Raw genomic sequence first — 19,158 nt, 5'->3', positions numbered from 1 at the left:
GCCGCCCCCGGACGCACGGACGGGCCGCGGCGGCCGCCGAGGGTCTCCCCCTCCTGCGGCGCCGCGGCCCGTCCGGCCGATCAGCGCGCCCCGATCACTCGCTCCGGAGCAGCCCGAAGCGGAATCGGCCGGAGCCGTCGAGCGTGTCGTCGATGCCCGAGATCGTGGAGGAGGCGATGACGGTCTCCGTGCCCTCGAGGAGCGGCACGGTGATCGCCTTCTCCGCCGCGAGGCGCTGCGCCTCCTCGATCGCCGCGGTGCGCTCGTCGCCGGGCGCCAGGCTCCGCTCGCGCAGCACGACCTCGTTGTAGGCGTCGTCCTTCACGGCGGCGCCGAGGATGGAGGGGGCCTCGTCGGTGCCGTAGAGCAGGTTCAGGTAGTTGTCCGAGTCCGGGTAGTCCGCGAACCAGCCCTGCTGGTAGAGCGGGTAGGACGTCGACTTCTCCTTCACGTACTGCGTCCACTCCGTCGACTGCAGGTCGACCGTGAACAGCCCGCTGCGCTCGAGCTGGTTCTTGATGAGCGCGTACTCGTCCGAGGTGCTGGAGCCGTAGTGGTCGGTGTTGTACTGCAGCTTGAGATCGACGGGACAGGTGATCCCGGCGGCCTGGAGCGCGGCGGCGGCCTCGTCCGCGCTGGGACCGCCGCTCCCGTCGCCGAAGGCCTGCTCGTACGCCGGCGTCGATCCGGTCAGGGCGCTGGGGACGATCGAGTAGACCGGCGCGTAGGTGCCCTTGTAGACCTGGTCCGACAGCTCGTCGCGGTCGATCAGGTCGGCGACGGCGGTGCGGACGGCGAGCGCCTTGTCGGCGTCGGCCTCGGGGGTCGCGGAGCCGTAGGGCATGGTCTCGGGGTTGAAGACGAGGAAGCGCATCTCGGCGCCGGGACCGGAGTGCACCGTCAGGCCCTCCTCGCCGCGGAGGTCCTCGGTGTCGGTCGCGTTCAGCGTGCGGTAGGCGACCGCGATCTCGCCGCGCTGGATGTCGAGCTTGAGGTTGCTCTCGTCCGCGTAGTAGCGGATGATCATGGACTCGTTGGCGGCGGCGCCGAGGAGGCCGTCATAGGAGTCGCTGCGGGTGAGCTGCACGAGCGAGTTCAGCGTGTAGCTCGTGATGGAGTACTGCCCGCTGAAGGCGTCGCCGGCGACGATGTCGTCGTCGGTGGTGAGGGAGTCGGCCGAGAAGACGTCCTCGTCGACGATCGCGGCGGCGGGGCTGGTGAGGATCTGGGGCCAGAGGGCGTTGTCCGGGGTGGCCAGCGTGAAGACGACGGTGGAGTCGTCCTCCGCCTCGACCGAGACCATGTCGGAGAGCAGCGACGAGGGGCCGTTCGGAGCGGTGATCGCCACCTGGCTCTCGAAGGTGAAGACCACGTCCGAGGCGGTGAGCGGATTGCCGTTGGCGAAGGCGGCGTCCTCGCGCAGGGCGACGCGGTAGTGGGTGGGGTCGGTGAACTCGGCCGAGGCCGCGAGGTCCGGCACGGGATCCGTCGATCCGGGGGCGGAGGTCAGCAGCCAGGAGAAGACCTGGTTCTGCAGCGTCGCCGAGCCGAGATCCCAGGAGCCGGCGGGATCCAGGGCGGTGACCTTGTCCGTGGTCCCCAGGAGGATCCCGGGGGCGCCTGGGCGCCGGTGGTGCCCGGCGAGCAGGCGGTGAGGGCGACCGGCGTCGTGCCGTCGCGGTTCCGGCTACTCGAGCAGCTTGCCCGCAGTGGCGACCTCGCCGCTGATCAGCGCCTGGATCTCCTCCGGCACCGCGGGGATCTCCTCGCGGGTGATCCCCGTGGAGGGCGACCAGACGAGGTTCACCTGGAGGGCCGGGTCGATGTCCGGGTAGTCGCTGCGGTTGTGGCAGCCGCGGCTCTCCCGGCGCTCGAGGGCGGCCTCGAGGGTGGCCCGCGCGGCCATCGCGGCCGACTTGAGGTCGAAGGCGTGGGCGAGGTCCTGGAAGCCGGCGATGTCCGGGTGCACGCCGATGTCGGCGATGCGCGCCTCGATCGCGTCCAGCTCGGCGAGCCCGGCGAGCAGGCCCTCCTCGTCGCGGACGACTCCGGCGTGCTCGGTCATCGTGTTGCGGATCGCGCGCTGCAGGGCGCGGACGTTCTCGGTGCCGTCGGCCGCGAGCAGGCCGGCGATCTCGTCGCGGGCGACCTGGACGGACGCGGCCGAGCGCGTCTGGGCGGTCAGTGAGGCGGAGTACTCCGCCGCCGCCTGACCGACGATGCGGCCGAACACCAGCAGCTCGATCAGCGAGTTGCCGCCGAGGCGGTTGGCGCCGTGCAGTCCACTGGAGGCCTCTCCGATCGCGTAGAGCCCGGGGACGTCGGTGCTGTGGTCGTCCGAGCGCACCCAGACCCCGCCCATCGAGTAGTGCGCCGTGGGCGCGATCTCGATCGGGTCCTTCGTGATGTCGAGCATCTGCAGCTCGAGCATCGTCTGGTACACCCGCGGCAGCCGGGTCATGATCGTCTCGCGCGGCAGATGCGAGACGTCGAGCCAGACCCCGCCGTTGGGCGTGCCGCGACCCTCCTTGATCTCGGTGTAGCAGGCGAGGGCGACGCGGTCGCGGGTCGAGAGCTCGAGGCGCTCGGCGTCGTACTTGCCCATGAAACGCTCGCCGAGGCCGTTGCGGAGGATGCCGCCCTCGCCGCGCGCGGCCTCGGAGATCAGCGTGCCCGCCGCGTTCTCGGGCTCGATGATGCCCGACGGGTGGAACTGGACGAGCTCGGGGTCGCGCAGGCGCCCGCCGGCCTCGACGGCCAGGCGGAACGAGTCGCCCGTGTTCTCGTCCCGACGGGAGGAGGTGCGGCGCCAGATGCGGTTGTGCCCGCCCGCGGCGAGGATCACCGCATCCGCGTGGATCAGGTAGCGGGTGCCGTCGACGAGGTCGAAGCCGTAGGCGCCGAACACGGCTCCGTCCTCGTTGACGAGGATGCGCGTGACGTACACGGTGTCCAGGATCGGGATCTCGAGCTGGGCGGCCCGGTTGACGAGCGTGCGCTGGATCTCGAGGCCGGTGTAGTCGCCCGCGAAGGCGGTCCGGCGGTAGGTGTGCGCGCCGAAGAAGCGCTGCGAGATGCGGCCGTCGTCCTCGCGGGCGAACGGCATGCCGTAGCGCTCGAGGTCCTGGATGCCGCGGGCGGCGTTGGAGGTGACGATCTCGACCGTGTGCGGGTTGGCGAGCTGGTAGGACTCGGTGATGGTGTCGGCCGCGTGCTGCTGCCAGCTGTCGTCGGGGTCCATCGTGGCGAGGGCGGCGTTGATGCCGCCGGCGGCGAGGGAGGTGTGCGCGTCCGACTTCGAGCGCTTGCCGAGCGCGAGGACGTCGACGCCCGCCTCGGCGAGCTCGATCGCGGCGCGCAGGCCCGATCCGCCGGTGCCGATGACGAGGACGGAGGTGGAGATCCGGCGCTCCGGTGCGGTGGTCTCTGAAGTGGTCATGCCTCCACGCTAGGCACGGCACTTCGATTACTCCAATGCATAATGCTGGGCACGGCCATGCGCATAGGGTATGCATGTGGATCTCGAGCAGCTCACCGGATTCGTCGAGGTCGCCCGCCTCGGCAGCTTCACCCGCGCCGCCGAGGAGCTGCATCTCGCGCAGCCCTCGCTGAGCCGCCGGATCGCCGCGCTGGAGCAGGACCTCGGCTCCGAGCTCTTCCACCGGGCGCGTTCCGGCAGCACCCTCACACCGGCCGGGGAGCTGCTGCTGCCGCTCGCCCGGCGCATGCTCGCCGACGCCGGATCGGTGCGCCGCGAGCTGGCCGAGCTGGCCGGACTCGAGCGCGGCCGGGTGCGGTTCGGCGCGACGCCGACGCTCTGCATCAGCCTCGTCGCGGAGGTGCTGCACGCGTTCCACTCCGCGCATCCCGCCGTGGAGCTGCACCTCGCCGAGGACGGGTCGCGGAGCCTCTTCGACCGGCTGGCACGGGGCGAGCTCGACCTGGCGCTGGTGACGACCTCGACCGCGGCCGCTCCCGGCGCCTTCACGGTGACGCCGCTGCTCGTCGAGGAGCTCGTCGTGGTCTCCTCCGCCGCGGAGCCTCCCCTCGCCGCGACCGGCGCGCTCGACCTGGCGGCGGTCGCCCGCCTCCCGCAGATCGTCTTCAACTCCAGCTACGACCTGCGCCGCACGACCGACGCCGCGTTCGCCGCCGCGGGCCTGGAGCCGGACGTGGTGCTGGAGGGCGCCGAGATGGACGCGGTTCTGCGCTTCGCCGAGCGGGGCATCGGGGTCGCGGTCGTCCCGGCGATGGTGCTGCAGGGGCGCCCGGGGCTGCGCTCGATCCGCCTCGAGGAGCCGACGCTCGAGAAGCCCACCCTGACCCGGACGATCAGCCTTGCGCGCCCGGCGGACCTCGCGCCGACCGCCGCGGCGCGGGTCATGCAGCGCACCATCGCGGCGACCGCCCGCGCCTTCGCCGCCCAGGCCGGCGGAACGATGCGCCTGGCCGACGCCCGCTGACCGAGCTGGGGTCTCGAGGCGCCGCTGCTCGACCAGCAGTACGGCGAACATGCTGATCGAGCAGCCCCGGAGGCGTATCGAGATCTCCCCCGCACGCGCAGGAGCGCCCCCGGCCCCGCAGGGCCGGGGGCGCTCCCCGGTGGTTCAGCCGTGCGCTACGAGCACGGGCGCGCCGCGTACGGAGCGCTCACCTCCGTCTCGACGGGGGCGCCGTTCATCGTGGCCGTGGCCTCGACGGTCACCGCACCGGCGGGCAGGTTCGCCTGACGGGTGGTGAAGGCGTGCGACACGGTCTTGCCGGGCGCCACCGAGGTGAACGACTTCGTGCCGGACGTCGACGTGAAGGTCACGCCGACGGGGACGTCGGAGCCGTTGCTCGCCTGGACGGTGACGATCGCCTTGCCCGCGATGCAGCGGGTCGCAGCGCTCGCCGTGATGTCGAGCGCCGGAGCAGCCTCGCCCTCGGTGAAGGCGAAGGTGTCGAGCTCGAACAGGTCGCCGGAGGGTCCGGAGTAGCTGAAGTACACGTCGTGCACTCCCGTCGCTCCGGTCAGCGCTGCGCTGACGTCGGTCCACTCGCCGGTCGTCCCGTTCACCGCGACGGTGCCCGCGACGGGCCCGGTCTCGGAGTCGAGGCGGACGGTGACGGTGCCGCCGGCCTGCAGCGCCTTGGCCTTCGCGGTGAACGTCGCGGCTCCGGTGTCCCCGAAGTCGACGGCCGACAGCGCGGTCCAGTCGCCGTTGTCGAGGTCCTTCAGCACGAGGTTCTGCGTCGCGCCCGCGGCGGGGGTGCCGAGCGGCGCCGTCGCGATGCCCTTGCTCCAGCCGATGGTCTCGGCCGGGAAGGAGCGGTACGGATCGAAGTCCTTCACCTGGTCGACGCCCTTGTAGTCGCCGACCACCTGCTGCACCGTGCCGTCGGCGTTGAACTGCAGCTCCTGGATGTGCGGGCTGCGGTACCCCTGGGTGGTGTCGCCGTTGATCCGCTTGTTGAGCGTCGGCGCGTGGTAGGTGAAGTAGTACTTGCCGCCCAGCTCGAAGACCGACTGGTGATTGTTGCCGCCGGTGCCGGCTCCGAAGAAGCGGCTCTGGTTCGGGAACATCACGCCGGCGTAGTTCTCCTTGGGCCAGGACATCGGGTCGTCCGAGATCATGTAGCCGATCTCGCCGCCGCCCGGGTAGCCGGGCTCGCGGGTCTGGTTGCCGCCGAAGTCGTTGCCGCCGAAGTGGGACGAGTACGAGAGGTAGTACTTGTCCTGGCGCTTGAACACCTGGGCCGCCTCGAACGCGACGGGCGCGTCCACGACGGCGGAGGTGCCCTGGGTCGAGATCATGTCGTCGCCGAGCTCGATCACGCGGATGTTCTTCGGGTTGTTGAAGCGCTCGGCCGCGGGGAGCGCGGTCGAGGCGGGTCCGCCTCCGAAGAACAGGTAGCCCTGGCCGTCGTCGTCGACGAGCGGTGCCGGGTCGAACTTCCACGCGACCGCCTCGGCGCCCGGGGTGGACGCGTTGATGAGCGTGGAGGTGCGCTGGCTGGTCCACGGACCCACCGGCGAGTCGCCGGTGATCACGTTGCTGGAGCCGCCGCCGTTGGCGTAGTAGAGGAAGTACTTGTCGACGCCGTTCACGGTCTTCTTCGCCATGCCGGGAGCCCACGAGTTGCCGGTGTAGGGCGCGACTCCGGTGGAGCCGGCGACCTGGATCTCGCCGTGGTCGGTCCAGTTGACGAGGTCGTCCGAGGAGATCACGGTGATCTGGTTGATCTTGCCGTAGTCGATGCCCGCCGAGACGCCCGTGGCGGGGTTCGGAGCGTAGCCCTGGGTGTCGTTCGTCATGTACATGTACACGCGGCCGTTCTCGACGAAGCCGAAGCCGTCGGCGCCGAACTTCCAGCCCATGAGCGGGTTGTGGTCGCCCGGGATCTTGCCCACGACCTCGATGGTGCGCGAGGCGGGCGCGGGCGGCGCCGCTCCGACCAGCGAGACGTCGTCGAGCTTGTAGTCCATGAGGTGCGTCTCGGGCGCGGCCGAGGGAGTCGCGGTCCACGGCGTCTCGAAGAAGAGGCGCGCGGTCGCGACGCTCTGCCCGGCGGGGATGGTGAACGATCCGTTGATCGTCGCCCACTGCCCCTTCGTGGCGGTGACGCTCGCGAGGTTCGTGTAGGTGCCTCCGCCGTAGTGCATGGTGGCGAAGAACTGCTTGGTCGCGGGGCTCGCGGCGTTCTCGTACTTGATCTGCGCCTTGACCTGGTAGGTCTGGCCGGCGACGACCTTGCCGCTGAGGTCCTGCATGGCGCCCGCGCCGGTGGTCGTGCGGCCGGTGACGAGCGCTGCGGCGGTGCCGGTGCGCGCGTCCGTGGTCGTCGCGATGGCGCCGGCGTCGGCGGCGTTGCCGTTGTTGACGAACCAGCTGCTGATGCCGCTCTCGAAGCCGCCGTTGACGATGAGCTCCGCCTCAGCGGCGGACGAGGTCTGGGCGGCGAAGGGTGCCACCAGGAGCGCGGTCAGCGCGGCCGTGGCCAGCAGCCTCAGCCGCAACCGCCCCTTCGGAGCGGCTTCTCGTTGTGGTGATCTCACGGATCCTCCTTGATCGTGTCGTGCAGGAGATCGTCGGCGACGGGTGCCGCTGACGCGTTCGGGGGCGGGGGCGGCCGCGCGGGCCGCCCCCGGAGTGCTCAGCCGCAGGACGCGGCCGGGTGGGGCGCTCTCACCGTGGTCGTCACCGGCTCGCCGTCGAGGGTGGCGGTCGCGGTCACGACCACCTCGGCGGCGGGGACCGAGGCCGCCCGCGTGGTGAAGGCGTGGCTCGTCGTGGCGCCGGGTGCGAGCGCGGCGACCGTCTTCGTGCCGGAGGCGCTCTCCATCCGGAGAACGACGGGCACGTCGTCGGCGTTGGTCGCCCGCACGGTCACGACGACCTTCCCCGCGATGCAGCGGGTCGCGGCGGCGGCGGTCACGTCGAGCGACGCCTCCTTCAGCGTCCCGAGGCGGGCCAGCTGGTAGCTGAGCGCGCGCTCCGGGGCGTCGATCTGGTTCTGCGTTCCCGCGGTGCCGACCGCCTGCGCCTTCGCGAGGACCGACTGGAGGTCGGACCAGGCGTCGGCCGGGTAGTCGTCGGAGCGGAGCGTCGCCGCGTGAGCGACGGCCGCGTCGAGCTGCGAGCGGTCGAGCGCCTTCCCCTCCGAGGAGAGGGTGTCGCTCAGGAGGAACTCGTCGACGTCGACGTGGCCGCCGGCGGTCTTCGTCGCGTAGCTGAACAGCCCGAGGCGGTGGCCCATGAAGTGCGTGAGCTGACCGTCGAGGGTCTGCGGGCCGACGCGGCTGCCGAGCTTCGTCCAGCTCGTCCCGTCGAGGCTGTACGAGAAGGTCGTCCAGAGCTGTCCGGCCGGGGCCGAGAGCTCGAGGTCGGCCTTCAGGCGCACCTGCGAGGCGTCGCCGAGGGCGGCGGTGGTGCCGGGGAGGAAGGACTCCACGGCCGCCTGGTCGAACGTGGTCGCGAACGGCTGGCTGCGGTTCACGACGCCGACGGTGGTGACGCCGTCCACGCGCTTGACCGCGACGTAGGAGAAGCCGCGGTTGTAGGCCGCGAGGCCGGCGACGTCGCCGTCCTTCATCCCGGAGACGTCGAACGCCGCCTCCGCCGACTGCTTCGGAGCCACGATGCGCTGGGAGAGCGTGTTGCGCGCCTCCTCCAGGTACGTCATCTCGGGCGAGCCCGAGAGACGCGTGTGCGCGGCCGTTCCGCTGAGCACCTTCCCGTTGGTGAGGCGGAGCCAGCCCTCGCGCTCGGTCAGCGACCAGTAGCGGTTGTCGGGGGCGTGGTTCCACTGCCAGGGGAGGGCGAGGGTCGAGCCGTTCGGCTCGATCTCGGCGGCCGTCGGGCGCTCGAGGGTGGGAGCGGCGCCGACGAGCGAGACGTCGTCGAGCAGGTACTCGGTGCTCGAGGACGCCGGCTGCGGATTGCCCCACGGCGTCTCGACGGCGAACTTCACGCTGCCGACGTTCGCGGTCTCGGGCACCGTGTAGGTCCCCGTGATCGTCGTCCACTGCCCCTGCGTGACGGCGGCGGAGGCCATCGTCACGGGTCCCGCGCCGAAGTCGGCGCAGAGGTTGAAGCGGACCGACGCGGGGCCGGTCGTGTACTTCACCTTCGCGGACACGGTGTAGGTCACGCCGCGCTGCAGCTTGTTCGCGAGCACCTGGCTCGGGCCTGAGCCGTTGAGCGTGCGGGTGCCCACGCGGAGCGCGGCGGTGCCGGACGCCGGGTCGGTCGTGTCGGCCGACAGCGTCGCGCCGAACTGGCCGGCCCACGGCGCCGTCCCCGACTCCGCTCCCGGGTTCTGGAGCAGCTGCACGCCGAGCAGCGACGCGTCGTAGGCGGGCGCGGGCGGGATCGTCCACGACTCGTCCTGGTAGGCCTTCGCCGGGGCGTCGTTGTCGAAGTCGTCCGAGACGACGATGCTCTTCTGCCGCTCGAACAGCTCCTCCTCGGGGCTGAGGCGGATCGGCTTTGGGAAGCTCCCGCCCACCGGCACCGAGCCGTTCGTCCCGAACGTCGGCCAGCCGTCCTTCCACGTCGCCGGGATGAGCCCGGGGATGCGGCCGGTCGGGAAGCTGTCGCGGAAGAACATGCCGTGCCAGGCGGTCGAGCCGTCCTCCTTCGCGATCGGCACGAGGCTCCCCTGGGCGAACCCGCTGGAGTTCAGCACGCCCTTGCCCTCGTAGGGGTTGCTGCCGTCGGCGGTCGCGTAGCGGCCCAGCAGCTCGGACGAGCGGAACAGCGCCACCTGGCGGCCCTGGCCCGAGGGCCAGGTGATGATGACGATGTAGTACTGCCCGTCGATGTACTGCACCTGCGCGCCCTCGAACAGGCCGCCGAGGTAGCCGGCTCCCGGGTAGTCCGAGGTGCGGAGGATGTTCGGGTACTCGGCGACGACGGTCGTCAGGTCCTCGCTCAGCTTCACGGCGCTGGTGGATCCGGAGCCGTAGAAGATGTACGGCGTGCCGCCGTCCGCGTCGTCGAAGAAGAGCGACGGGTCGTGGAAGGCGCGGCCGAGGGCCGTGCGGGTCCAGGCTCCGTCCTCGATGTCGTCGGTCGAGTAGAGGTAGGAGCCGCCGAGGTTGTTGGTGTTGAAGACCGCGTAGTAGCGGCCGTCGTGGTACCGGAGCGACGAGGCCCACTGGCCGTTGCCGTAGGAGTTCTGCCCGTTCCGGAGCGAGAAGCGGTCGCCGATCTCGAGCCGGTCGAAGACGTAGTTGACGATCTCCCAGTTGACGAGGTCGTAGGACTTCATGATCGGGGCGCCCGGGCTGAGGTGCATCGTGGTGCTGATCATGTAGTAGATGTCGCGGCCCTCGTCGTTCTCGGACGCGGGCACGCGCTCGACGCTGACGTCGGGCACGTCGGCGTTCAGCAGCGGCACGGAGTAGGTGCCGTCGCCGCGGTCCGTCGACGTGTAGGAGGCCTTCGGCGACCAGGCGCCGGCCGCGGTCGCCGGAGCCGCGCCGGAGGCGAGCAGGCCCGCCGCGAGGAGGGCGCCGATCGCCGTGGAGGCGACTGCGCGCATCGGGGTCATTCGAACAGCGACAGCGTCAGGACGGAGGAGTAGTCGCCGGGGGCGACGTCGGCCTCGGTCTTCAGGGTGAGGCCCGCGGACACGGTCCAGGACCCGTCCGTCGCGGTCTCCTGCGAGTCGAGCGACAGCGCGAGCAGCTCCTGGTCGAACAGGCCCACGGCGTCGGCACCCTCGTCGAGGATCGTGTCGACCGGGTCGCCCTCGGACACGAGGCCCGACTCGCCGCCGTCCACGAGGACCGGCGTCCAGCCGAGGTGGTCGGAGGAGATGTCCTCCTGGTCCGCGTCGCCGGTGAAGGCGCTCGCCGAGCCGAGGACGTACCAGCCGGCTCCGGCCGGGATCTCGTCGACGGTCCGGGTGTCCGTCACGGTCACGTCGGGCAGCTGCCCCGTGAAGGCGCGCACGGTCGGGGTGGAGCCCTCCTCGGCGAGCGTGGCGGAGGTGCCGTCGATCGACATCGAGAGGGCGCCGGGCTGCTCCAGCTCCTCGATGCTGACGTTCACGTCGACGTCGTCGGAGCCGTACTCGGTGTCGGCGGCCGCAGCCGCGGCGGCGACGCCGGACAGGAGCAGGCAGCCGGCGAGAGCGGCGCCCGAGCGGACGAGCCAGAGGGGTCGGGGGGTGCGTCGCGTGGACATGGTGTTCCTCACTCGATCGGCATCGTCGCCGATCAGGTCGAGCGCCGGACGGCGCGGAGTGGTGGCGCGGCCCGAGGCCGCGAGAGGACGGAGCGCGGCGCAGCCCGAGGGGCGTTCGGCCGCGCCTGGAGCGCAGGACGCGCGGAGAGCGGCGGACGGCTCGTGCGCGGCGGCTTCCACAGCGTGGCCACGCGAGCTCCAGCTCTCGACCCCCTCAGCACTGAGGGGAGAAAGGCTGCCCGACACTCGTCTCTCTCGACTGCTGAGCTTTCCCTCAGCTAGTCTTGAGGGCAATGTTACCGGGAACATTCCCGATTGCAAGGACGTGTTCTCAACCGTCCGGAGCAGCGCAGCGAGGCGATCACCGCGTTCCGCCGCGGCCGGGCGGGGACGGCGGGAGGGGACGAGGATGTCCGCAGGGGCGGCGACGGCGGAGGCCGAGCAGGAGGTCGTGACGACGGAGTGCGCGGAGCGCTCGGGCGTCATCGGCGTGCTCCTGGGCGACTTCGAGCCGTTCGGCACGGAGGTGCTGCAGGGAGTGGCGACGGCGCTCCGGGGGACCCGGTTCGACCTCCTCGCCGGCAGCGGGGCGAGCCGCCGGGGCCGAGCGGGCTGGGAGCAGGAGTCCCTGCGGCGCCTCACCGAGGCGCACGTAGCGGGAGCGATCCTGGTGACTCCCTCCGGCGTGATCCCCTCGTCGGACCTGCCGCTCGTCGTCGTGGACCCGCTGACCGCGCAGACCGAGCTGCACTCGGTGGCGACCGACGACTTCGGCGGAGCGCAGCTGGCGACGAGCCACCTGATCGGGCTCGGCCACCGCCGCATCGGCTTCGTCGCGGGCCGCCCCGACCTGGAGTCGTCGCACCGGCGCGGCGCGGGCTACCAGCGGGCACTCGCGGACGCCGGCCTCCCCTACGACCCCGCGCTCGTACGGGTCGGCTACTACCGGCACGACCCCTCCCTCGCCGCCGCCCACGAGCTGCTGCTGCTGCCCGACCGCCCGACGGCGGTCCTCGCCGCGAACGACGCCTCCGCCATCGCCGTGATCGAGGCGGCCCGGGCGCTGGGCCTCTCGGTGCCGGGGCAGCTGTCGGTCGTGGGCTACGACGACGTGCCCGACGCCTCCCGGGTGGTCCCCGCGCTCACGACGGTGAGGCAGCCGCTGCACCGCGTGGGGCGCGCGGCCGCCCGGGCGCTCCTGACGCTGATCGACGGCGGGAGCGTGGCCGAGCAGCACGTGCGGCTGCGCAATAAGCTCGTGCTCCGCGGGTCGACGGCGCCTCCCGCCGAGGGCCCGCCGTCCGGCTGACTCCTCCCCCTCCCCCAGCCGGCGGGAATACGCTCGGCGCATGAACCAGCAGCGCACTCCGGTCACGGTCACGGTCACGGGAGCGGGAGGCGCCATCGGCTACGCGCTCCTGTTCCGCATCGCCTCGGGTCAGCTCCTCGGGCCGGACGTCCCCGTCCGCCTGAACCTGCTCGAGATCCCCTCCGGCCTCCGCGCGGCCGCGGGCACGGCGCTCGAGCTGCAGGACGGCGCCTTCCCCCTCCTCCGCGGGATCGAGGCGACGGACGACCCGGCCGCGGCGTTCGACGGCGCGAGCGTCGCCCTCCTCGTGGGCGCCCGGCCGCGCAGCGCGGGCATGGAGCGCGCCGACCTGCTCGCCGCGAACGCGGGCATCTTCGGGCCCCAGGGCGCCGCGTTGAACGCGCACGCCGCCTCCGACATCCGCGTGCTGGTCGTCGGCAACCCGGCGAACACCAACGCCTGGATCGCGCGGCGCAGCGCCCCGGACATCCCCGCCGGCCGCTTCACCGCGATGACGCGCCTCGACCACAACCGGGCGGTCGCGCAGCTCGCCGCGAAGCTCGACGCCCCCGTCGACGCGATCGAGGGCGTCGCGATCTGGGGCAACCACTCCGCCTCGCAGTACCCCGACGCGACGCACGCCACCGTCGGCGGACGGCCGGTGCCCGAGCTGGTCGACGCGGAGTGGCTGCACACGGAGTTCGAGCCGCGGGTCGCCAAGCGCGGCGCCGAGATCATCGAGGTCCGCGGAGCCTCCTCGGCCGCGTCCGCCGCCTCCGCCGCGATCGATCACGTGCGCGACTGGGTCGACGGCACGTCGTGGACCTCGGCCGCCGTCGAGTCGGACGGCTCCTACGGGGTGGAGGAGGGGCTGATCTCCTCGTTCCCGGTCCGCTCCGTCGACGGCGAGTGGCGGATCATCGAGGGGCTCGAGATCGACGCGCACTCCCGCGCGCGGATCGACGAGTCCGTGCTCGAGCTGCGCGCCGAGCGCGACCAGGCGCTGGCGTTCCTCGCGTCCTGACGCGCCCCTCCCCGTCCTGTCGCCACGGGATGCCACTCCGGTGCGCCTCGCGCGACGTGTCGCGTACCGGAGCGGCATCTCGAGGAGGGGCTCAGCGGCGCTTCTCCGGAGTGGGGAGGGTGCCGGAGGCGCGGGCGGCCTCGTACCAGGCGTGCGCCTCCTCCTGGCGCTCCGCCTCGGCGCCGGTCGCGATCGCCGCGCGCACGTGCTCGGGCCCGTAGCCGAACGACGCGACCAGGTCGGCGGCGTGCGGGCGGATGCGGGCGAGCAGCCGGTCGATGTAGGACGTCACCGCGACCGCTCGCTGCGACGACAGGCGCCCGTGGATGAGGTACCAGTCGAGGTGCTTCTCGATCAGGCCCAGGCCGAACAGGTCGCGGAGCCAGGTGAGGACGGTGCGCGTGCCCGCGTCCTCGACGCCGGCGAGCGCCTCCGTGAACGCCTCCCACTGCAGCAGCTCGGCGTGCGCGCGCGCCGCCTCGATGAGCTCGCTCTGGTGTGCGTTGAACAGGCGGGCCGCCTCGTCGGAGGGCAGCTTCGACGCCGGGCGCAGCCGTGAGGCGATCCCCGCGACCATGCTCTCGACGCGGCCGGTGAGCAGCTCGCGCTGGTCCTCCCGCAGCTGGCCGACCGAGCGGGCCGTCGATCCGCGATCGGCGACGACCTGGGCCAGACGGCGCAGACCCGAGTTGTCGACGGTCGCCCCCGCGACCTGCGAGGCGGCGTACCGCGCGAGCTCCGCGGGCTGGGCGCCCTTGAAGCGGCGTCCGACGTCGGTCAGCAGGCGCTTGGCGACCAGCTGGAGGAGCACGGTGTTGTCGCCCTCGAAGGTCGCATACACGTCGAGGTCGGCGCGCAGCTGCGTGAGCCGGTTCTCCGCGAGGAAGCCCGCGCCTCCGCAGGCCTCGCGCGCCTCCTGCAGCGTGTCGAGAGCGTGCCAGGTCGAGAGCGCCTTCAGCCCCGCGGCGAGGGTCTCGAGGTCCTGCCGCGACTGCTCGGTGTCGTTCGCGCCGGAGAAGACCTCGTCGAATGCCGTCAGCAGCTTCTCGTGCGCGAAGGCGGCGGCGTAGGTGGTGGCCAGGCGCGGCAGGAGGCGGCGCTGGTGCCGCTGGTAGTCGAGCAGCACCTCCTCCCGCTCGCCGCCGCCGGTGAACTGGCGGCGCTGGTCGCCGTAGGTGACGGCGACCGTCAGCGCGATCTTCGCCGCGGCGACCGAGGCTCCGTCGAGCGAGACGCGGCCCTGCACCAGCGTGCCGAGCATGGTGAAGAAGCGGCGGCCCGGGCTCGCGATCGGCGAGGAGTAGGTGCCGTCGGCGGCGACGTCGCCGTAGCGGTTCAGCAGGTTCTCGCGCGGGACGCGGACCCCGTCGAAGTGGAGGCGGCCGTTGTCGATCCCGTTCAGACCGCCCTTGAGGCCGTCGTCCTCCCCGCCGACGCCGGGCAGGAACGCGCCCTGCTCGTCACGGATCGGGACGAAGAAGGCGTGGACGCCGTGGTTCACGCCCCGGGTGACCAGCTGCGCGAAGACGACCGCCGCGCGCCCGTCCACCGCCGCGTTGCCGAGGTAGTCCTTCCAGGCCGCGCGGAACGGCGTCCGCAGCACGAACTCGCCGTCCTCGTAGGTGGCGGTCGTGGCGATCGATGCGACGTCGGAGCCGTGCCCGGTCTCGGTCATCGCGAAGGCGCCCGGGATCTCGAGGCTCATGATCCCCGGCAGCCACTTCTCGTGGTGCGGGCGAGTGCCCAGGTGCAGGACCGCGGCGCCGAAGAGCCCCCACTGCACGCCGGACTTGATCTGCAGCGACGGGTCGGCGGTGACCAGCTCCTCGAAGCCGGCGATGTTGCCGCCGTGGTCGGCCTCGCCGCCGAGGTCGACCGGGAAGGCGCGGTGCACGCCGCCCTCGGCCGCGAGCACGCGCATCTGCTCCGAGACGCGGAGGCGGTGCTCCTTCATCGGGAGGCCGTCGGTGCGGTGCAGCTCGGGGCGGGCGGTCAGGGCGCGGCTGGCGAGGCGCTGCTCGCGCCAGGCGCCGAGGAGGATCTCGCCGAGGGCGGCGACGTCGACGGCGGGGGCGCCGTCCTCGTCCAGGCGCGCGTCGACCTCGGAGCCGAGGGAGTCCACCGGCGGCGTGGGCGCGATGGAGCCCGAGCGGGAGCGCCGGGCCCGCGTGCGTCCGGTGGCCGCCCGGTCGGCGGCGTCGGCGGCGGAGCGGGGGTGGGGAGCGGTGCTGACCATGGTGTTCATGTCCCTTCGACCGTCTGCGGTTCGGGCCGCTCCCGGTGCGTCGTGCGCCGACGGGCGCGGCAGCGGAGGCGGTCCTCGCACGGTAGGTCGCGCGGCGGCGCGGCGGAAACGTTCCGTCGCCCGGGCACAAACGGCGCCGGGCGGAGGCGGAAGCGCGTTGTCGGAACCGACCAGGCGGAGACGGGGCGCCTCGTCTGTGCGCTGGACGGGCTGTCCCTGCCGACGGGAGCGGAGGAGGGGACGGCCCGTCCGTGTGCTGAACGGGCTGTCCCTACGGGCTGCTTCTGCGGAGGAGGGACGCCGCACCGGAGGCCGCCTCGCTAGTCTCTCGGCATGAGCGAGCCGCCGCTGCCTCCCCCTCCGCCCGCCCGACACCCGGCGGCCGGGCCGCCCGCGGACGTCGCGGCAGCGCCTCCCCGGACTCCGGGTGCGCCGCCCGTGGACGTCGCGGCCGCGCCTCCCGCGCCTCCGGCCGCGCCGGGATCCGGGGTGCCGCATCGGCGCCCGGTCCGCGTCTGGGACCTGGTGCTGACGATCGTGCTGATCCTCGTGGCCTCCGCGGTGACGCTGCTGCTGTCGTTCTTCGGGCTGTTCTTCGCGATGGCCAGCGACTCGTGCGGCGGATCGAACGCCTGCGACATCGGCCTGATCGAGGGCGGGGTGGTCCTCGCCGCAGGAGGAGTGTGGGTGCCGTTCCTCGCGGCGCTGGTCGTCTCGATCGTGCTGCTGGTGCGGCGGCGCATCGCGTTCTGGGTGCCGGTGGCGGGTCTCGCGGTGTCGTTCTGCTGCACGCTGCTCGGCGGGTGGATGGCGTCGACGGGCGCGAACGGCTGAGGGCGCTCGTCGGTGCGTCGGGCCGAGGACGCTCGCGTCGGTGACGAGGTGGGCACGATCGTCGACGCGGACGCCGGAACACGATCGCCCGCGCCGGCGCCCGCCTCCGTCGCGGGCGGTGAACCGCGCGCCTCAGCGACGGATCAGTAGCTGTCCCAGCCGGGCTCCCAGTCGGGCTCGTCCGGCGGCACCCAGTCGTCCTCCGGCGGCTGAGTGGCGGACACCGGCGGACCGGACGACTCGCGGCCGAACGAGGGCTTCGCCCCTTGCGAGCGGGACGACCCGCCACGGGCGGCCGGCGCGCGGCGGGGAGCGGGAGCCTCCTCACCGGGTTCCGGGACGGCGATCTCGGGGCTCTCCCCCGCGACGACGGCGAGAACGGCCTCGCCGTAGGTGAGCAGCTTCTTCTGGCCGACGCCGCCGATGATGCTGAGCGCGTCCATCGTCGCCGGCTCGGCGGTCGCGATCTCGCGGAGGGTCGCGTCGTTGAAGACGATGTAGGCCGGGACCGCCTGCGCGCGGGCCTGCGCGGCGCGCCACTCCCGGAGCCGCTCGAACAGCGGCTGAGCCTCGCCCGACAGCTCGGCGACGGTGGACCGCCCGGAACGGGAGGATCCGCTGGAGCGGGCCGGCTTCTCCGGCTCCTGCCGCAGCTCGACCTTCCGCTCGCCGCTGAGGACGGAGCCGGACGCGGGCGTGAGCACGAGCGTGCCGAAGCCGTCGTCGTTCACGCCGAGAAGGCCCTGCGCGAGGAGCTGGCGGGCGACTCCGCGCCACTGGGTGTCGCTGAGCTCGGCGCCGATGCCCCAGGTGGCGAGGCCGTCGTGCTGGTGCTGGGTGGTGCGCGGCGTGGTCTTGCCGCGGAGGACGTCGATGATGTGACCGGCGCCGAACTGCTGGTTGCGCTCCCGCTTGAGGCGGACGACCGTCGACAGGAACTTCTGCGCCGCGACCGTGCCGTCCCAGGAGGCGGGCGGCTCGAGGCAGGTGTCGCAGTTGCCGCAGGCGGTGCTCTCCTGGCCGAAGTAGGCGAGCAGGTTCACCCGGCGGCACTGGACCGTCTCGGAGAGCGCGAGCATCGCGTCCAGGTGCGCGGACATCCGCCGACGGTGCGCCAGGTCTCCCGGCGACTCGTCGATCATCCGGCGCTGCTGCACCACGTCCTGCAGGCCGTAGGCGAGCCAGGCGGTGGACGGCAGTCCGTCACGGCCGGCGCGACCCGTCTCCTGGTAGTAGCCCTCGACCGACTTGGGCAGGTCGATGTGCGCGACGAACCGCACGTCCGGCTTGTCGATCCCCATGCCGAAGGCGATGGTCGCGCAGACGATGACGCCCTCCTCGCGGAGAAACCGCGACTGGGCGGCGGCGCGCACCCGCGCGTCGAGTCCCGCGTGGTACGCGACGGCGTCGAAGCCCGCCGATCGCAGCGCCTCGGCCGTCGCCTCGACGCTCTTGCGGGAGAGGGCGTAGACGATGCCCGCGTCGTGCGCGTGCTCGCGCCGCAGGAAGTCGATCAGCTGCTTGCGCGGCTCGACCTTGTTGACGATCCGGTACTGGATGTTCGGGCGGTCGAAGCTCGAGACGAAGTGGCGGGCGGCGCCGAGGTGCAGGCGCGAGGTGATCTCGCGGTGCGTCGCCTCGGTGGCGGTCGCGGTGAGGGCGATGCGCGGGACGTCGGGCCAGCGCTCGGCGAGCTCACCCAGTGCGAGGTAGTCGGGGCGGAAGTCGTGGCCCCACTGGCTGACGCAGTGGGCCTCGTCGATCGCGAAGAGGGCGATCCGGCCGCGGGCGAGGAACTGCTTCATGCCCTCGTTGCCCAGGCGCTCCGGAGCGACGTAGAGCAGGTCGAGCTCGCCGTCGAGGTAGGCGCGCTCGACGCGGCTGCGCTCGCCCGCGTCCTGGGTGGAGTTGAGGAACTCGGCGCGGACGCCGTTCGCGCGGAGGGCGTCGACCTGGTCCTGCATCAGCGCGATGAGCGGGGACACGACCACGCCGGTGCCGGGGCGCACGATGGCGGGGATCTGGTAGCAGAGCGACTTGCCGCCGCCGGTGGGCATCAGGACGACGGCGTCGCCGCCTCCGATGACCTGCTCGACGATGGCCTGCTGCTCGCCGCGGAAGGAGCCGTAGCCGAAGACCTTCTCGAGGATCGCCTGCGCCTCGGAGGATCCGGAGCCCGCAGCGCCGCTCGCCGCGTCGCTCCGGACGCCGCCGCGGGACTCCGCCGAGGGGTCGGCGAGCGGCGGGGCGGGGAGGGCTGTCGCGGTGGGCTCTGTCACCCGGGGAACTCTACCCGCCGCCTCCGACGCCGCCCCGGGGGTGCGGGGAACTGTGGAGAAGGGCTGCAGGGAGGGAGCTGGGGAGGCGGCTGCGGGGTGGTCGGGGGTCTTCTGCGGCGCCCGGATCAGAGGTCGGTGAGGGTGCGGGTGTCGCCGTCCCAGAAGCGGACGCCCGCGAGGCCGACGGTGAACGGCTCGCCGAGGAGGGGGACGGCGTCGCCGAGCTGCTCGGCGCGGAGGCGGCGCGAGACGCTGATGTGCGGCGTCCAGGCGTCCGGCAGCGAGGTGTCGACGCCGCCCGGCACGAGGCGCGTGGCCCGGTCGTGCAGAGCGTCGAGGGCGGGCGAGCGGACCACTCCCCAGGCGAGGACGAAGCGCCCGGCGTGCGGGAAGAGGAGGACGGCACCCAGGTCGGCCGTCGCCGGAAGCGGACCGAGCGCGCCCGGCTCCGGGGCGGTCAGCTCGGGCCCGGCGACCAGGGTGAGGTGCGGGCGGTTGCTGGCGGACGTGTGCAGCGCGAGGCTCGGGATGCCGGCCGCCTCGAGCGCCTCCCACTGGCTGCGGACGCGAGCCTCCGACTCCGGATCGAGGAGGACTTCGAGGCTGCGCATGTCCACATTCTGCCGCGGGCAATGTGTGCTGGCTTTCGCGGACGCGCGGCCACTCGCGGGTGCGCGCGGTCCTCGCCGGCTCCCGCGAGTGTGCAGAAGTCGTCGCACTCGAGCTCGAGTGCGACGACTTCCGCGCACTCGCGGAGGCGGTGACCGGGGGGCGGGGAGCGGGGCGGAGAC

At 72.7% G+C, this 19,158-nt stretch carries 12 protein-coding genes; 4 read left to right on the top strand and 8 right to left on the bottom strand.

Features of this window, described 5'->3' with window-relative positions:
- Positions 1–94: 94 nt before the first annotated feature.
- Both C5C53_RS01580 and C5C53_RS01575 read right to left on the bottom strand, forming a co-directional pair.
- Positions 95–1,480: an ABC transporter substrate-binding protein gene (locus C5C53_RS01580; RefSeq protein ID WP_104262328.1), complete on the bottom strand. Its 1,386-nt coding sequence runs from the start codon at positions 1,478–1,480 to the stop codon at positions 95–97.
- 207 nt (positions 1,481–1,687) lie between these two features.
- Entirely contained in the window at positions 1,688–3,439 is a 1,752-nt protein-coding gene (locus C5C53_RS01575) for an L-aspartate oxidase (RefSeq protein ID WP_104224384.1), read from the bottom strand.
- Between the two features lie 70 nt (positions 3,440–3,509).
- Between C5C53_RS01575 and C5C53_RS01570 the strand changes: the two genes are divergently transcribed.
- Positions 3,510–4,463, top strand: coding sequence for a LysR family transcriptional regulator (locus tag C5C53_RS01570; RefSeq protein WP_104266636.1), 954 nt, complete (start codon positions 3,510–3,512; stop codon positions 4,461–4,463).
- Positions 4,464–4,618: 155 nt separating this feature from the next.
- Here the strand turns inward: C5C53_RS01570 and C5C53_RS01565 are convergent, their stop codons facing one another.
- The 3 genes from C5C53_RS01565 to C5C53_RS01555 form a co-directional block, all read right to left on the bottom strand.
- Positions 4,619–7,039, bottom strand: a complete 2,421-nt coding sequence (locus C5C53_RS01565; protein WP_219813951.1) for a family 43 glycosylhydrolase — start codon at positions 7,037–7,039, stop codon at positions 4,619–4,621.
- A 98-nt stretch (positions 7,040–7,137) separates the two neighbouring features.
- A complete protein-coding gene (locus C5C53_RS01560; protein ID WP_258075348.1) occupies positions 7,138–10,029 on the bottom strand; it encodes a family 43 glycosylhydrolase in 2,892 nt (963 codons plus the stop codon).
- 5 nt (positions 10,030–10,034) lie between these two features.
- The gene (locus tag C5C53_RS01555) at positions 10,035–10,676 is read right to left on the bottom strand and encodes a hypothetical protein (protein ID WP_104233676.1); all 642 of its coding nucleotides are present in this window, start codon (positions 10,674–10,676) and stop codon (positions 10,035–10,037) included.
- Between the two features lie 409 nt (positions 10,677–11,085).
- Between C5C53_RS01555 and C5C53_RS01550 the strand changes: the two genes are divergently transcribed.
- Positions 11,086–11,985, top strand: coding sequence for a LacI family DNA-binding transcriptional regulator (locus C5C53_RS01550; protein WP_104226034.1), 900 nt, complete (start codon positions 11,086–11,088; stop codon positions 11,983–11,985).
- 40 nt (positions 11,986–12,025) lie between these two features.
- Entirely contained in the window at positions 12,026–13,009 is a 984-nt protein-coding gene (locus tag C5C53_RS01545) for a malate dehydrogenase (protein WP_104224379.1), read from the top strand.
- A 91-nt stretch (positions 13,010–13,100) separates the two neighbouring features.
- On the opposite strand, the gene C5C53_RS01540 is transcribed toward C5C53_RS01545, so the two are convergent.
- Positions 13,101–15,245 (bottom strand): acyl-CoA dehydrogenase, encoded by a 2,145-nt coding sequence (locus tag C5C53_RS01540; protein ID WP_104266766.1) that lies wholly within the window; start codon positions 15,243–15,245, stop codon positions 13,101–13,103.
- A gap of 342 nt (positions 15,246–15,587) precedes the next feature.
- On the opposite strand from C5C53_RS01540, the gene C5C53_RS01535 reads away from it, so the two are divergent.
- Positions 15,588–16,088, top strand: coding sequence for a DUF6264 family protein (locus C5C53_RS01535; RefSeq protein WP_219812655.1), 501 nt, complete (start codon positions 15,588–15,590; stop codon positions 16,086–16,088).
- A gap of 143 nt (positions 16,089–16,231) precedes the next feature.
- Here C5C53_RS01535 and recQ read toward each other — a convergent pair whose 3' ends face one another.
- The gene (gene recQ, locus C5C53_RS01530) at positions 16,232–18,367 is read right to left on the bottom strand and encodes a DNA helicase RecQ (protein ID WP_181127693.1); all 2,136 of its coding nucleotides are present in this window, start codon (positions 18,365–18,367) and stop codon (positions 16,232–16,234) included.
- 125 nt (positions 18,368–18,492) lie between these two features.
- Positions 18,493–18,978 (bottom strand): 2'-5' RNA ligase family protein, encoded by a 486-nt coding sequence (locus C5C53_RS16965; protein WP_104226039.1) that lies wholly within the window; start codon positions 18,976–18,978, stop codon positions 18,493–18,495.
- Positions 18,979–19,158: the final 180 nt, after the last annotated feature.

This window comes from Rathayibacter sp. AY1E3, assembly GCF_002932235.1.
Classification (GTDB): domain Bacteria; phylum Actinomycetota; class Actinomycetes; order Actinomycetales; family Microbacteriaceae; genus Rathayibacter.
The sequence above is the reverse complement of the archived record's forward strand: the minus strand, read 5'-3'. Positions and strand labels throughout refer to the sequence as shown.

What these genes read in the sequence shown, in the direction of transcription:
- C5C53_RS01555 (WP_104233676.1), bottom strand. Translation starts at nt 10,676, where the DNA reads ATGTCCACGCGACGCACCCCCCGACCCCTCTGGCTCGTCCGCTCGGGC.
- C5C53_RS01570 (WP_104266636.1), top strand. Translation starts at nt 3,510, where the DNA reads ATGCATGTGGATCTCGAGCAGCTCACCGGATTCGTCGAGGTCGCCCGC.
- C5C53_RS01560 (WP_258075348.1), bottom strand. Translation starts at nt 10,029, where the DNA reads ATGCGCGCAGTCGCCTCCACGGCGATCGGCGCCCTCCTCGCGGCGGGC.
- C5C53_RS01540 (WP_104266766.1), bottom strand. Translation starts at nt 15,245, where the DNA reads ATGGTCAGCACCGCTCCCCACCCCCGCTCCGCCGCCGACGCCGCCGAC.
- C5C53_RS16965 (WP_104226039.1), bottom strand. Translation starts at nt 18,978, where the DNA reads ATGCGCAGCCTCGAAGTCCTCCTCGATCCGGAGTCGGAGGCTCGCGTC.
- C5C53_RS01545 (WP_104224379.1), top strand. Translation starts at nt 12,026, where the DNA reads ATGAACCAGCAGCGCACTCCGGTCACGGTCACGGTCACGGGAGCGGGA.
- C5C53_RS01535 (WP_219812655.1), top strand. Translation starts at nt 15,588, where the DNA reads ATGAGCGAGCCGCCGCTGCCTCCCCCTCCGCCCGCCCGACACCCGGCG.
- C5C53_RS01575 (WP_104224384.1), bottom strand. Translation starts at nt 3,439, where the DNA reads ATGACCACTTCAGAGACCACCGCACCGGAGCGCCGGATCTCCACCTCC.
- C5C53_RS01550 (WP_104226034.1), top strand. Translation starts at nt 11,086, where the DNA reads ATGTCCGCAGGGGCGGCGACGGCGGAGGCCGAGCAGGAGGTCGTGACG.